This is a genomic window from Thermodesulfobacterium commune DSM 2178 (assembly GCF_000734015.1).
Taxonomy (GTDB): Bacteria; Desulfobacterota; Thermodesulfobacteria; order Thermodesulfobacteriales; family Thermodesulfobacteriaceae; genus Thermodesulfobacterium; species Thermodesulfobacterium commune.
In genome coordinates, this window is record NZ_CP008796.1 from 1374691 (window position 1) to 1388403 (window position 13713).

At 39.0% G+C, this 13713-nt stretch carries 14 protein-coding genes; all 14 read left to right on the forward strand.

Annotated features, from left to right (window positions below):
• Window positions 1-838 precede the first annotated feature (838 nt).
• Window positions 839-2932 (forward strand): acetate--CoA ligase alpha subunit, encoded by a 2094-nt coding sequence (acs, locus tag HL41_RS07020; RefSeq protein WP_038062128.1) that lies wholly within the window; start codon window positions 839-841, stop codon window positions 2930-2932.
• A 45-nt stretch (window positions 2933-2977) separates the two neighbouring features.
• Window positions 2978-4045: a phosphotransacetylase family protein gene (locus tag HL41_RS07025; RefSeq protein ID WP_038549770.1), complete on the forward strand. Its 1068-nt coding sequence runs from the start codon at window positions 2978-2980 to the stop codon at window positions 4043-4045.
• A 47-nt stretch (window positions 4046-4092) separates the two neighbouring features.
• Window positions 4093-4641: a pyruvate ferredoxin oxidoreductase subunit gamma gene (locus HL41_RS07030; protein WP_038549504.1), complete on the forward strand. Its 549-nt coding sequence runs from the start codon at window positions 4093-4095 to the stop codon at window positions 4639-4641.
• A gap of 13 nt (window positions 4642-4654) precedes the next feature.
• The gene (locus tag HL41_RS07035; RefSeq protein WP_038549993.1) at window positions 4655-4948 is read left to right on the forward strand and encodes a 4Fe-4S binding protein; all 294 of its coding nucleotides are present in this window, start codon (window positions 4655-4657) and stop codon (window positions 4946-4948) included.
• A 1-nt stretch (window position 4949) separates the two neighbouring features.
• Window positions 4950-6119: a transketolase C-terminal domain-containing protein gene (locus tag HL41_RS07040; protein WP_038549774.1), complete on the forward strand. Its 1170-nt coding sequence runs from the start codon at window positions 4950-4952 to the stop codon at window positions 6117-6119.
• Window positions 6120-6123: 4 nt separating this feature from the next.
• The gene (gene porB, locus HL41_RS07045; RefSeq protein WP_038062215.1) at window positions 6124-7095 is read left to right on the forward strand and encodes a pyruvate synthase subunit PorB; all 972 of its coding nucleotides are present in this window, start codon (window positions 6124-6126) and stop codon (window positions 7093-7095) included.
• 3 nt (window positions 7096-7098) lie between these two features.
• Complete coding sequence (locus tag HL41_RS07050) at window positions 7099-7458, forward strand: NADH-quinone oxidoreductase subunit C (protein ID WP_038062217.1); 360 nt, start codon at window positions 7099-7101, stop codon at window positions 7456-7458.
• Window positions 7451-8548, forward strand: coding sequence for a hydrogenase large subunit (locus tag HL41_RS07055; RefSeq protein ID WP_038062219.1), 1098 nt, complete (start codon window positions 7451-7453; stop codon window positions 8546-8548). Before HL41_RS07050 ends, HL41_RS07055 begins: the two co-directional genes overlap by 8 nt.
• 71 nt (window positions 8549-8619) lie before the next feature.
• Window positions 8620-8958, forward strand: a complete 339-nt coding sequence (locus tag HL41_RS07060) for a 4Fe-4S dicluster domain-containing protein (RefSeq protein ID WP_235181289.1) — start codon at window positions 8620-8622, stop codon at window positions 8956-8958.
• Window positions 8959-8960: 2 nt separating this feature from the next.
• Window positions 8961-10724, forward strand: coding sequence for an NADH-quinone oxidoreductase subunit 5 family protein (locus HL41_RS07065; protein ID WP_038062224.1), 1764 nt, complete (start codon window positions 8961-8963; stop codon window positions 10722-10724).
• Entirely contained in the window at window positions 10721-11821 is a 1101-nt protein-coding gene (locus tag HL41_RS07070) for a proton-conducting transporter transmembrane domain-containing protein (protein WP_158506236.1), read from the forward strand. Before HL41_RS07065 ends, HL41_RS07070 begins: the two co-directional genes overlap by 4 nt.
• Window positions 11822-11835: 14 nt before the next feature.
• Entirely contained in the window at window positions 11836-12294 is a 459-nt protein-coding gene (locus tag HL41_RS07075; RefSeq protein ID WP_038062229.1) for an NADH-quinone oxidoreductase subunit B family protein, read from the forward strand.
• Window positions 12282-13211: a respiratory chain complex I subunit 1 family protein gene (locus HL41_RS07080; RefSeq protein ID WP_038062232.1), complete on the forward strand. Its 930-nt coding sequence runs from the start codon at window positions 12282-12284 to the stop codon at window positions 13209-13211. The genes HL41_RS07075 and HL41_RS07080 overlap by 13 nt, the downstream gene beginning before the upstream one ends.
• A 15-nt stretch (window positions 13212-13226) precedes the next feature.
• Window positions 13227-13703: a 4Fe-4S binding protein gene (locus HL41_RS07085; RefSeq protein WP_038062234.1), complete on the forward strand. Its 477-nt coding sequence runs from the start codon at window positions 13227-13229 to the stop codon at window positions 13701-13703.
• The last annotated feature ends 10 nt before the right edge of the window (window positions 13704-13713 follow it).

Consider the following 13713-nt stretch of genomic DNA (forward strand, 5'->3'; position numbering starts at 1 on the left):
GAAAAAACTTTAGAGAAAAATATCTCAATATCTTTCTTTCTTTTTTTATCTTACTTTTTCTTGCTTTTTCATTTTAAAGAAACTTCCAAAAAACTTAATAACCCTAAACTGCCAACAGGAATTTATGATCATTCATGATTCCCCTATTTTTCAGTTGCTCTAAGGATTTTATAACATTCACCTATCAGAGGCCATCAAACTCTCTTAACTTCAAAATCTCAAGAACTAACTAACCTTTAAACTTCTTTGAGCACTTGCTCTCGTCGATGACTTACTAAATATCTCCCTAAATATCTCTATAATTAAAAACCTTAATAGACCAAATTATGCCTTTACCTGTTTCAAACAAAAGATACTCCCTTCGCAATATATTAAATCCACCCTTATTCTACCCTTATTATGCTTGTTGGTGAAGGCCATATTTGGAAGTTTTTAAAGAGGATATAGAAACAATATTTTTTATATATGTATTATAAAATTATAAAATATATCTATAAGATTGAGAACATGTCACCAAAATTTAAAATTTAAAAATATTTTCAAAAAAACTTTAACTTCTTTTGCCCTCCACACAAAATGTTTTTTTGGATTAATGATATATCAATATATATTTTAAAATTAAACAAAATAATATAAAAAAGTATTTAAAAAGTAAACTATAAAGAAAATTAACAAAAATCAGCAAAAATTTTTGAAATAACACAAATCAGAAGAAAAAAATTTGTTAATTCTAAAAATTAGCAAATTTTTCTGGTTGACTTTAAAATCGATCTGTTTTATTTTTAAAGCAACCTAAGGCAAGATACTGTGAAAAAAATAACTTAAAGAGGGGAATAAGATGCTGGATTTTATCTTTAAACCTGAGAGTATCGCGGTGGTAGGTGCCTCTGAAGAAGAAAAAAAGATCGGTCATGTTATCCTAAAAAACCTTTTAACCCAAGGCTATGCAGGCAAGCTCTTTCCGATAAACCCAAAACGCAAAGAAATATTAGGACTTAAGTGTTATCCCTCGGTTTCTGCAGTAGGAGAAAAAATAGATTTAGCTGTGATTGTAGTTCCGGCCAAAGTAGTACCTTCGGTTATAAAAGATTGCGGAGAAGCTGGGGTTAAAGGAGTAGTTGTTATTACTGCAGGATTTAAAGAAACTGGAGAAGAGGGAGCCAAGCTTGAAAGGGAGATTTTAGACCTCATCAAAAAGTATGGGATAAGGATGATTGGGCCTAATTGTTTAGGGGTAATAAATACAGAGTTAGGTATGAATGCAACTTTTGCTCCAGAGCTACCTCCTAAAGGAAGGGTTTCTTTCTTTTCTCAGTCTGGAGCCTTAGGGGTAGCTTTAATAGATTGGGCTATAGGTAGTGGTTTTGGTTTTGGAAAATTTGTTAGTTTTGGTAACAAAGCTGACCTAAACGAAACAGACTTTTTGGAGTACTTTGGAGAAGACGAAGATACAGACATTATCCTTGGATATATAGAGGATGTTAAAGACGGAAAACGTTTTATAGAAGTAGCAAAAAGAGTAGCTAAGAAAAAACCTGTTATCCTCATAAAATCTGGTGCAACAGAGGCTGGTGCCAGAGCAGCTTCCTCTCATACAGGGGCTTTAGCTGGATCAGACAGAGCCTTTACAGAAGCTTTTAGAAAGGCTGGAGTTATAAGGGTAGAAGGAATAAAAGAACTTTTTGAGGTAGCAGAAGTTTTTAAAAGCGGAAAGTTTCCTTCAGGGGAAAAACTGCTTATCGTGACCAACGCAGGTGGGCCAGGGATTATCGCTGCAGATACTGCAGAAAAAAATGGATTAAAACTATATCCTATGTCAAAAGAATCTATCGAATACTTAGCAGAAAAGCTACCTCCTACAGCTGCCCTTTACAACCCTGTAGACGTAATAGGAGATGCGACCTCAGAAAGATATGCGGTAGTTTTAGAAAGGGCAATGGTTGATCCTAACGTAGACGGGGTTTGTGTAATCCTTACTCCTCAGGCGGTGACAGATGTAGAAAATGTAGCAAAGATAATGTTAGAAAAAAGTAAAGAGACAGAAAAACCCTTTGTAGGTTGTTTCATAGGAGGACCCAAAGTCAGAGAAGCAACCTCTTACTTAAAGACAAACAACATAGCTTGTTATGAAGACCCACTAATAGCTATAAATGCCTACAGTAAGTTAGTACATTACGTCAAATACAAACACAGGGAAGAAGATGAATACATAAAATTTCCTATCTCCGAAGAAGTTAAAAAAGAAATAGGATTGATGCTTGAAGCACTTAGAGATGCTGGGGTAAGTGTAATAGGAGAAGAAAATGCCATGAAAATATTAAGTCTTTATGGGATAGAGTTTCCCAAAAGAGGGCTTGCCAGAACTGCTGATGAAGCAGTTAGGATAGCAGAACAAATAGGTTATCCGGTAGTTATGAAGATCAGCTCCCCCCATATCATCCATAAAACTGATGTAGGGGGGGTAAAAATAGGTCTTAAAGACGAAAAAGAAGTAAGAGAAGCCTTTCTTGAGATGACGATAAATGTTAAAAGGGCCATGCCTGGGGCGTATATCAAAGGGGTTAACATTTACGAAATGGTAACCGGAGGGAAAGAGGTTATCTTAGGGGTATCTTACGATAATACCTTTGGTCATATGATAATGTTTGGATTAGGTGGGGTTTATGTGGAGGTGCTAAAGGATGTAAGTTTTAGGCTTACACCTGTAGGTAAAAGAGAAGCTTACGAAATGATAGAAGAAATAAAAGGGAAAAAACTCTTAGAAGGAGTGAGAGGAGAAAAACCCTGTGATAAAGACGCTATAGTAGATAAAATCCTAAGATTATCTCAGCTGGTTGAAGAGTTTCCTATTATAAAAGAGATAGATATTAACCCTTATTTAGTAAAAGAAGTAGGAGGTGTAGCTTTAGATGCAAGGATTATCATAGGGTGATACCCGTTGAAGCTTAAAAATCGAAAAAAACAAGGGGGTAAGGAGATGAAAACCATATTTTTGGTATCAAACAAACCGTTTACCGGAAGAAACGTTTTAGCCTTAGGCCTTGCTCTAAACCTGAAAGAAAAAGGAAGTAAAGTGGGTTATATGAAGTTGATAGGCAAGGTGCCTGTCAAGGTAGGAGATAAAATTCTTGATGAAGAGGCGATGTTTATCCATAAAGTCTTAGAGCTTGAGGACCCTGTAGAATGGTCCTGCCCGTTTGTGTTTACCTATGATGTACAGTACAAACTGTTTGAAGGAGAAGACATATCTGTAGACCAGCAGATAAGAGAGGTTATAAAAAAACAGGCTGAACTTAAGGATTACCTTTTTGTGGTTGGAGGAGACAACATTTTTGAAGGCTACAGCCTTGGGATAGATAGCTTTCATTTAATAAAAGAATTAAAGGGTAAGGGGTTAATAGTTCAGCTTTGGGATGGAGAGACCTCGGTGGACGATATTTTAGGAATAAAAGAGCTTTTAGGAGAAAGTTTTGCTGGTGCGGTGATAAACAAGGTCCCTGTTGAGGAATATCCTTATGTAAAGGAGAAGGTGGTTCCATACTTAGAGGGTAAGGGTATAGAGGTTTTAGGGGTTTTCAAGAAGGACAAGTTGCTTGAGGCAGTAACGGTTAGGACGCTACTTGAGGTGGTTAACGGGGGTATTGTGTGTTGTGAGGACAAGCTTGATGAGTTTGTAGAGAACATTACGATAGGTGCGATGGACCCTGAGAATGCGATGAGGTATTTTTTAAGGATACCTAACAAGTTAGTGATAACAGGGGTAAACAGGACAGACATTCAGATTTTAGCTTTAGAGACTTCTACCAAGTGTTTACTTTTGACAGGGGGTTTGTATCCAAGCGAGATGGTGGTAAACATAGCTAAGACAAAGGGAGTGCCAGTTGTGGTGACCTCTCTTGATACCTTCTCGGCAGTTGAAAAAATACAGGCCTTAGTAGGAAAAGCCATTTTAAAAGAAAAAGGTAAAGCCCTAAGAGCTAAAGACCTGGTAGCTAAGAATTTCAACTTGGAAAGGTTTTTAGCAAAAGTTCTTAATAATAAATGAACAATAATATAAATAAATATAATAAAAATACTAAAACGAGGTGGGACATGGTTGAGATTAGATTGCATGGAAGAGGTGGGCAGGGGGCAGTTACCTCTGCTGAGCTTATCGCGGTTGCTGCCATCTCCCAGGGAGATTATGCCCAAGCCTTCCCAAGTTTTGGCCCTGAAAGAAGGGGAGCTCCTGTTCAAGCCTTCGCAAGAATCGACAAAAACCCTATCCGCTCAAGAGAAAAAATCTATGAACCTGACGTAATCCTCGTCCTTGACCCTACCCTACCCAAAATCGTTAACGTAACCCAAGGCCTTAAACCCTCTGGTATCGCCATCCTTAACTCCCATCTCCCTGAACCTGAACTCCGTAAACTCCTTCATAACTTCCAGGGTAAAATCGCTGTCGTTGATGCTACCAAAATCGCCATCGAAGAACTGGGACTACCCATCACCAACACCACCATGCTCGGTGCCTTCCTTAAAGCTACAGGTCTTGTCTCTCTTGATGCCATCGAACAAGCTATCACCGCACGCTTCGGTCGCTTAGCCGAAAAAAACATCAAAGCCCTCAAAAGGGCTATCGATGAAACCAAAATCTATTAAAAGGAGTCAAGCCATGCCAAAAGATCAGGGTCTTATGAGCTGGAAAGAACTTGCACCTGGTATGTATATCCTCGAACCAGGCAACTCTAAAAAATTTAAAACCGGTGACTGGAGAGCCTTTAGGCCTGTCCTTGACAAAGATAAATGCATCAAATGCGGTATGTGCTACATCCTATGCCCTGACATCTGCTATCAACAAGACCAGGATGGCTTCTTCACCTGTAATCTTTTCTACTGCAAAGGCTGCGGCATCTGTGCCGCTAACTGCCCTAAAAAAGCCATTACTATGGTCTTAGAGGAGGAATAACATGACTAAAAAAGTCGCCAAAGAAGTCTCTGTTGCCGTGGCTGAGGCTGTCGCACAATGCAACGTAGACGTCATCTCAGCCTACCCCATTACCCCTCAAACCCACATCGTAGAACACCTCGCTGAACTTGTTAACAACGGCGAACTCGATGCCGAATACATCCCTGTTGAATCAGAACACGCTGCCATGAGTGCCTGCATCGGGGCTGCTGCAACAGGTGCTCGTACCTTTACCTCCACCTCCTCACAAGGCCTGCTCCTCATGTATGAAAACCTCTTCATCGCATCCGGTCTGCGCCTCCCTATCGTCATGGCTCTTGTCAACCGCTCAGTCTCAGCACCTATCAGCATCTGGAACGACCACTCTGATGTGATGTCCATGAGAGATGCTGGCTGGATCCATTTCTTTGCTGAAAACGGTCAAGAAGCCGTTGACCTCATCTACCATGCCTATAAAGTCGCCGAAAAAGCCCTGCTTCCTGTTGCCGTAAACATCGATGGATTCATCCTCTCCCATGTGGTCGAACCTGTCACCTTCTTAGACCAAAACTTACTCGATAAATACCTACCACCCCTTAAAATGAAATACAAACTTGACCCCAAAAACCCTATAACCATAGGTGCTATCGGTGTCCCTGAAATCTATACTGAAGCTAAAAAAGCTCAGGATGAGGCCCTTAAAGCCAGCTATAAAATAATCCTTCAAGCCTGGAAAGATTTCGAAAAACTTACCGGAAGAAGGTATCTCCCTGTTGAAACCTATCAGATGGAAGATGCTGAGGTAGCTATCGTCATCATGGGTAGCCTTGCTGAAAACGCCATGAATGCCGTTGATATCCTCAGGGCTAAAGGTAAAAAAGTAGGAGTGGTAAGAATCAGACTCTGGAGACCCTTCCCTACCAAAGACTTCCTCAAAGCCATCGGTAAAGTCAAAGCCCTTTGCGTGGTTGACAGGGCTGTCAGTCATGCCTCAACCGGTGGACCCGTAGGCATAGAAGTACGCTCTGCCCTATATCAGTCCAACAAAAGACCTCGTGTCCTTAACCTGATTGCCGGTCTTAGCGGTAGAGATGTTACCAAAGAAGACTTTGTTGAAATCTTCGAAAAAACCTTTGAAACCTTAAGTAAAAAACCAACCACACCATATGAAATCTACGGTGTAAAGGAGTAAGCCTATGAGACCAGAACTCAAAAACTTTAAAGGTTTTACCTTAAAAAACTTACCTGAATATGAAGGCTTTGCTCAGGGCCATAGAGCCTGCCAGGGTTGTGGCACCGTGCTTCCTCTAAGGCTCGCCCTAAAGGCTCTTGGTCCCAATACCATCGCTGTCACTGCAACAGGTTGCATGGAAATCGTCTCAAGCCCCTTCCCCTATACCTCCTGGAATGTACCCTGGATCCATGTTGCCTTCGAAAACTCCGCCACCGTTGCCTCAGGTATCGAGGCTGCCATCAAAGCTCTTAAACGTAAAGGCAAACTTAAATCCAAAGAAAAAATAAATGTGGTCGTGTTTGCAGGAGATGGAGCTACCTTTGACATAGGGCTTCAGTGGCTCTCAGGTGCCCTTGAAAGAGGTCATGACTTTATCTACATCTGCCTTGATAACGAGGCCTACATGAATACAGGGGTGCAAAGGTCTGGAGCTACCCCCTTCGGGGCACACACCACCACAAGCCCTGCAGGTAAAGTCGTCAAAGGTCAAACCACCTGGAAAAAAAACCTGATGGGTATCGTGGTAGCTCACAACATACCCTATGCCGCAACCGCAAACCCTGCCTTCCCTATCGACCTCATGAATAAAGTCAAAAAAGCAGCCTTAATAAACGGACCTGCTTTTATCCATGTCTATGCAACCTGCCCCACCGGATGGGGGACCAAAAGCGAAGACAGCCTTCTTGTAGCTAAACTTGCCGTAGAAACAAGGGTCTTTCCTCTCTATGAAGTCATAGACGGAAAATACATCATCAACCGTAAAGTCGATAAACCTAAACCTGTAGAAGAATATCTCAAGCTCCAAAGAAGATTCAGACACCTTACCCCTGAACAAATAGCCTACATCCAGGAGAGAGTAAACCAGGAATACGAAAAACTTCTTAAACTAGCTGAATGCTTCGGTGAACCCCAAACAGAACAAAAAGATGAGTAAGGTATGAGAATTAACCTTTTAGACAAAGCAAAAAAACTTAAAAACTTAGGAGCTCGCTATATTACAACGGTTGCCTATCTAAACCCTGATACCGGTGACAAAGTAGTAGTAACACATCTTTTTGATTTAAACGGTAAACTTGAAGAACTAACCTATGAAGCAGAATTTTCGGAAACTTTAGAGAGTATAAAAGAAGTATATCCTGCGGTTGAATGGTCAGAACGAGAGATAATGGAACTTTATGGAATAGAATTTAGTGGTTACCCCGAAGAAGAAAAAAATCTTCTTTTATCTTCGGGGGGCCATCCCTTTCCTCTTTTAGAGGTAGAAAAACAAAAAGTCTCAAGAAAAAGACATGAATAGATCCCAAAAGTTTGTCTTACCTATAGGACCTATTCATATAGCTTTAGAAGAACCTATTCAGCTAAAGTTAGAAACTGAGGGTAATATAGTAAAAAACGTACAGCTTAAGATAGGATATGTCCATCGAGCTATAGAATTTCTTTTGGCTAATAAAGATTTTTATCAAGGAATTATTGTGGTTGAAAGGGTCTGTGGAATTTGCTCTCATTCCCATCCTACCTGTTTTGTTCAGGCTCTTGAGCAGATAGCAGGGATTGAAGTTCCATTAAGAGCAAGATATTTAAGAACTCTGATAGGTGAACTGGAAAGAATTCACTCCCATCTTCTAAACACTGCCATTGCTTGCGAAATTTTAGGATTTAAAACCTTGTTTGTAAGGTGTATGAATGCAAGAGAAAACATTAAAGACCTGATGGAAGGTATCACTGGACATAGAGGTAATTATGCCTTTAATACCATAGGAGGGGTTAGAAAAGATTTACTTGAAGATGAAATCCATGAGGTGAAAAAATCTATAGACAGTCTTGAACCTGAGATTTTTCAACTAATAGAAACTGTTCTTAGCAATTCGACCTTAATTAGCAGGACTAAAGAAATTGGCGTTTTAACCTATCAAGATGCGATAGACCTTTCGGTAGTAGGTCCTGTAGCAAGGGCCTCAGGTGTAGACCTCGACCTAAGAAAAGATGTTGCCATGCCAGGTGCAGCTTACGAGTTCCTTGAATTTGAAAAAGTAATAGAGAAAGACGGAGATGTGCTGAGTCGGGTTAAGGTAAGACTTCTTGAGATGATAGAAAGTTTTAAAATAATAAAACAAATCTTAAAAGACCTTCCTAAGGGACCGATTTTAACCAAAAAGTTTGTACCTATTCCCAAAGGTATCGGGATAAGTAGATGGGAAGCTCCAAGAGGAGGCCTTATTTATTATTGTATAACTGATGGGACAGACATTCCCTATAGAGTAAAAATAAGGGCCCCAAGCTTTGTAAACATCTATGCTCTTAATCGAATCCTGATAAACCAAGATGTAGCTGATGTAACTATTATTTCTGGAAGTATAGATCCCTGTTTTTCTTGTATGCAAAGATAGAGGTGAAACAAGTGAGATTAAAAATAGACCCCAGTTTATGCAAAGGGTGCACTGCTTGTGAAAAAATATGTATGAAAGTACACAATTCTACTATGCCAAGGATTTTTGTGATAAAAAAAGGAGAAAAAGTAAAAATTTCTGCCTGCAATCAGTGTGGTCTTTGTGCTAAGATATGTTCTGTTGGAGCAATAACCAAAGAAGGAGAGGCTTTTATCATTAATCCGTCTTTATGTGTGGGATGTAAGCTTTGTTATTATATTTGTCCTTCTGGAGCCATAGAAATGGTCCCATCTTTTAACAAGTATAACCCGATCATCGCCCAGAAGTGTGACCTATGTAAAGATAAAGGGTTTAGTCCTTCTTGTGCCAAAGTTTGTAGAACCAAAGCCATTACTGTAGAGGAGAAGTGAAAATGTTTCTTGGTTTTAGTGTTGGAGTGCTGTTTTTAGGGGCTCTAATTTCTGCTTTGTTTTACAGGATAAATAGTCCAAAGTTTCATGGCAGTTTAGCCTTTCTTACCTCTGCTGTAGCCTTATACTTTTTAAACCTGACTTTTTTTGAATTTATTAAAACTGGAGAATTTAGTTGGCATCTCCCCCTTTTTAGGTGGATAAGAGACTTCATTAACCTTGAACTGATTTTTAAAGCAAATGGGTTAAATCTATTTTTTGCTCTTTTTGGAGCATATGTTAGTGTAGGGATTAATCTTTATGCTATAAAATACATGACCCATGAAGAAGAAGGTTTTGGCAGATTTTATGCTTTTATTCAGTTATTTATAGGCTCCTATCTAGGGTTAACCCTTAGTGAAAATCTCTTTTGGTCTTATGTGTTTTTTGAACTTACAGGGTTATGTTCTTATCAACTGATAGCCTTTTGGTATCAGTCTGACCTTTCGAGTTTTTCTGCTAAAAAGGCTTTCTTGATGACTCACATCGCTGGTTATGGGTTTCTGTTAGGAGCTCTTGTGTTTACCCTATCTCCTGACCCTAAGGTTTATCAAGATTTAATTTTGGCTGGGGTTTTGATAGCTGTGTTAGCCAAATCGGTTCAATGGCCTCTTTACACCTGGATACCATATGCGATGAACGCTCCTACTCCGGTAAGCGCCCTGCTTCATGCAGCCTGTTTGGTAAAATGCGGGGTGTATCTCTTGTTTAAGTTTTATCTTTTACTTGGTGGCTTTCCTGAATTCTGGAAAAACCTTCTGATTTATTTAGGGATGTTCTCTTCTCTTATGGGAGTTCTATTTGCCTTAAAACAGGCTGACGTTAAAAAACTCTTAGCCTATCACACAGTTAGCCAGATAGGATATATGGTCTCAGGAATAGGGCTTGGAACCTCTCTTGGGTTAGCTTCTTCTCTCTTTCACACCTTAAATCATGCCCTTTTTAAAGGTCTCCTTTTTTTGGTTGCTGGAATCCTCCAGCAGGCAACCCATACCCGAGACCTTTCTCTGATGGGAGGGCTTGCCTCTAAACTACCAAAAACCACGGTTCTTTACCTGATAGGTGCAGCCTCTATCTCAGGAATACCAGGTTTTAACGGCTTTGTAAGTAAATGGATGTTTTATCAGGCTGCGATAGAGGCTAACCATCCATTAGCTGCAGCTTTAGGACTTTTCATAAGTACTCTCACCACCCTTTCGTTTATCAAAGTGCTTGATACCGCATTTTTAGGTAAACTTGACGAAAAAAACAAACAGCTTTCTGAAAAACCTTTTTACCTTATGATTACAGGAGGAATCATCCTAGCTATTCCGTGTGTAGTGTTTGGTCTTTTCCCTCAAATAGCTATCACTTTTCTTATAAATCCAGCCTTATCTCTTTTAAACCTCCGAGAGGTTAACATCAGCTTTTATCAACTCCCTACCGTTTTAATAGGAGCTTTGTTTATTTTGTTCTTAGGCTTAGGGATTTTAATTTATTTTACCTGGCTTAAACCTAAGGAAATTATTAAAGAAACCGAGGTTTTTAAAGGAGGAGAGGACGAACCTGTTTTTAATCCTACTGCAGATGATTTTGTGGCTGACATAGAAAACCGTTTAGCAACCTTTTATAAAAAAGCCGATCCAGACCAATACCTCCTAAAAACTTGCAGTTTTATTGAAAAATTAATCATGAAAGTCTATACTACCGTCAAAAAGTTAGAACAGATATGGAGTAAACCATGTTGAAGGCTTTAGCCCCCTTCTTAACCATAATCTATATGGCTATAACCTTGTTATGTGGGGTGTTTTACCTTAGAGATTTTAACAAAAAATTGACGGTCTTACTCTGTCTTGTGGTTTTAACCTTTTCTAACCTCTTTTTACTCTGGGGAGAGACTTCTTATGGTCTATTTTTTGATGGGATTAGCGTAATAGCTTTGCTAACGCTATTTTGGGTTCTTGGTTATAAAGAAGCTTTTAAAATCTTAGGGGTTGTAGAAACCTCTTATTTGTTTCTACTTATCTTAGGAAAGACTGTTTTTGCTCTTACCCCTGAAGGCATTGTTTTGTTGGTTATAGCTTTCTTTCTAAAACTTGCTGTTTTTCCACTTTTTCTCTGGCTACCGATAGTGGTAAAAAGTATAGATGCTATCACCGCTGGGTTTTTTATATGTATTTTTGAGATCGTAGATTTTGTGTTGTTATGGAGGACAGTGGAAAAGGCTTCTTGGTTCCCTCAATTTTTTGAAAGCTTAAGAGAATTTTCTCTATACATAGGAATTATAACTTTACTTTTGGGAGCTGGGCTTGCTCTTTGTGAAAAAAATTTAAAAAAACTTTTGGCCTACGCAACGATCGACGACACAGGGTATCTCTTGATAGGACTAAGCCTTTTTTCTCCGGTAAGCCTTTATGGAACTACCATTCTGTGGATTAACCACCTAATAGCAAAATTAGGTCTGTTTTTCATAGCCTATAGGATAGAAAAGAATACTTCTGTAATATCCTTAGGAAAGGTAAAAGGACTTGCCAAAGACTATCCTGGTTTAGCCTTTTCTTTCTTGGTATTTGCCTTAACTTTGATAGGTGTACCTATTTTCCCCGGATTTTGGGGGAAACTCTTCCTTTATCAAGAGGTTTTTAAACTCTCTAAAGCTCTTTTTGGGCTTATGGTATTAGGAGGTTGTCTTACCTTAGTGTATTTTATAAGGGCTTACCATAGCCTGTTTTTAGGAGAAAAAGAGCCAGAAACCGTTCAACCTTTTTTACCTAAACTGGATTTGGTTTTAGTAATGCTTTTAAGTTTTACGATAGTTTTAGGTTGTTTAATAATAGGTTTTTAAAAGGTGGTAAGGATATGTTTTTAGATGCTATAAAACAATTTCTAAAATACTCTCAAAAAAAATCTCTTTGGGTATTTCATGTAAACACTGGATCTTGTAACGGATGTGATATCGAAATTTTGGCCCTATTTTCTTCCAAATACGACGCCGAACGTTTTGGCATCAAACTGGTTGGAAGCCCTAAGCATGCAGACATTTTGTTAGTTACCGGACCTGTAACCACTAAATCCAGAGACCCTTTGTTAAGGGCTTATGACATGATGCCTAAACCTAAAGCTGTAGTTAGTGTAGGGGTGTGTTCTTTAAGTGGAGGGGTTTTTGCCAAAAGTTACAATGTCTTAGGGCCTGTAGATAACTTTATTCCAGTGCATGTTTATGTAGGAGGCTGTTCAGCCCATCCTAACATGATTTTAGAAGGCATTTTAAGAGCGGCACAAATCTTGTGCGAAGAGGAAGAACTATGGAGTTTCTAAAAGACCTGTTTTTATATCCTGGATTTTTATTTGGGTTTGTGTTAGGGGGGCTTTTAGAAGGGTTTAAAAGAAAACTTAAAGCCAGGATGCAGTTAAGAAAAGGTCCTCCTGTAACCCAACCTTTTTATGACCTGAGCAAATTGTTACTAAAAAATATAACCAAACCTTATACCATATCTTCGTTTACCTACCTTTTAATACCTTTTGTGCCTACCGTAGGGCTTTTGGTAGGATTACTTATCATGCCTTATCCTTTTTACCAAGAAAAAAGCTCCTTTTCTTTTGACCTTATCCTTATTTTTTACCTTACAGAACTACCGCTTCTTTCCCAGATTATCTTTGGCTATTTCAGTAATTCTCCTTATGGAATGGTAGGTGCAGCAAGAGCAGGACAGATGTTTTTTTATTACAACGGAGTTTTCATCATGGTTATCACCACGCTATGTCTGCTTGAAGGACCTCCCTATTCTTTTTGCTTAAAAAGTATAGCTGAAGCCTGGGATCCTTTAGATGTCTTGATAAAAATTTTAACCATACCCTTTTTTGTATTTTCTGTTTTAGCTAAACTAAAACTAAATCCCTTTTCCATACCTGATGCCGAGGCTGAAATCTTAGAAGGACCTTTAACTGAGGCTTCTGGCGTTGCTTTAGCTCTTTTCAAGCTTAACTACTTACTTGAACTGGCAATCTTTGGTTCTCTCTTTGCCTTTTTTTATCTGCCTGTGTTAAAAACCTCTCCTCCAGTAGGATTGATTTTAATTTTTTTTGGGGCTTTTTTTCTCTTCTTTATCTTTGCTTTAGTTGAAAACATAACTGCCAGACTAAGACTTTCGCAATTTTCATCTCTTTACCTAAAGTTTTTTATACCATTGGCTACGCTGATTTTAGTAATAACCTGGGTTTTTAAAAACTGGTAAGGAAGGGGACTACCTATGCTAAAGTTAGCAGGGTGGCTTTTAACCAACTTGTTTAAAAAACCTTTAACCATTGAATTTAAAGGGAAAAGCCTTAAAGCAGTAAGAGGTACTTATCGTGGTTATCCTACCCATAGAGGAGAAAGATGTGCAGCCTGCAGGCTTTGTATCTATGTATGTCCCTCTGATGCCATAAGGATAGAAGGAAGCCTTTTTATCCTCAACAAATGTAAGTGCACTGCTTGTAAAGACTGTGCTGATGCCTGTCCTTTTGGTGCCATGCAGTTTATCCCTCGACTTATAGGTACAGCTATCTCTAAAAACGAGTACATGGAAATCACTGAGATAAAACTGGTAAAATGTGAAAACTGCGGCGAACCAATGCCTAAACCGGAACTTTTGTTAGGAAGACTATTAGGAAAACCTTCTAAAACCATACCTCCCTACCTTAGGCTTTGCCCTAAATGTAGAAGGCAATTCTTTAAACATACCTAAACTATTGCTT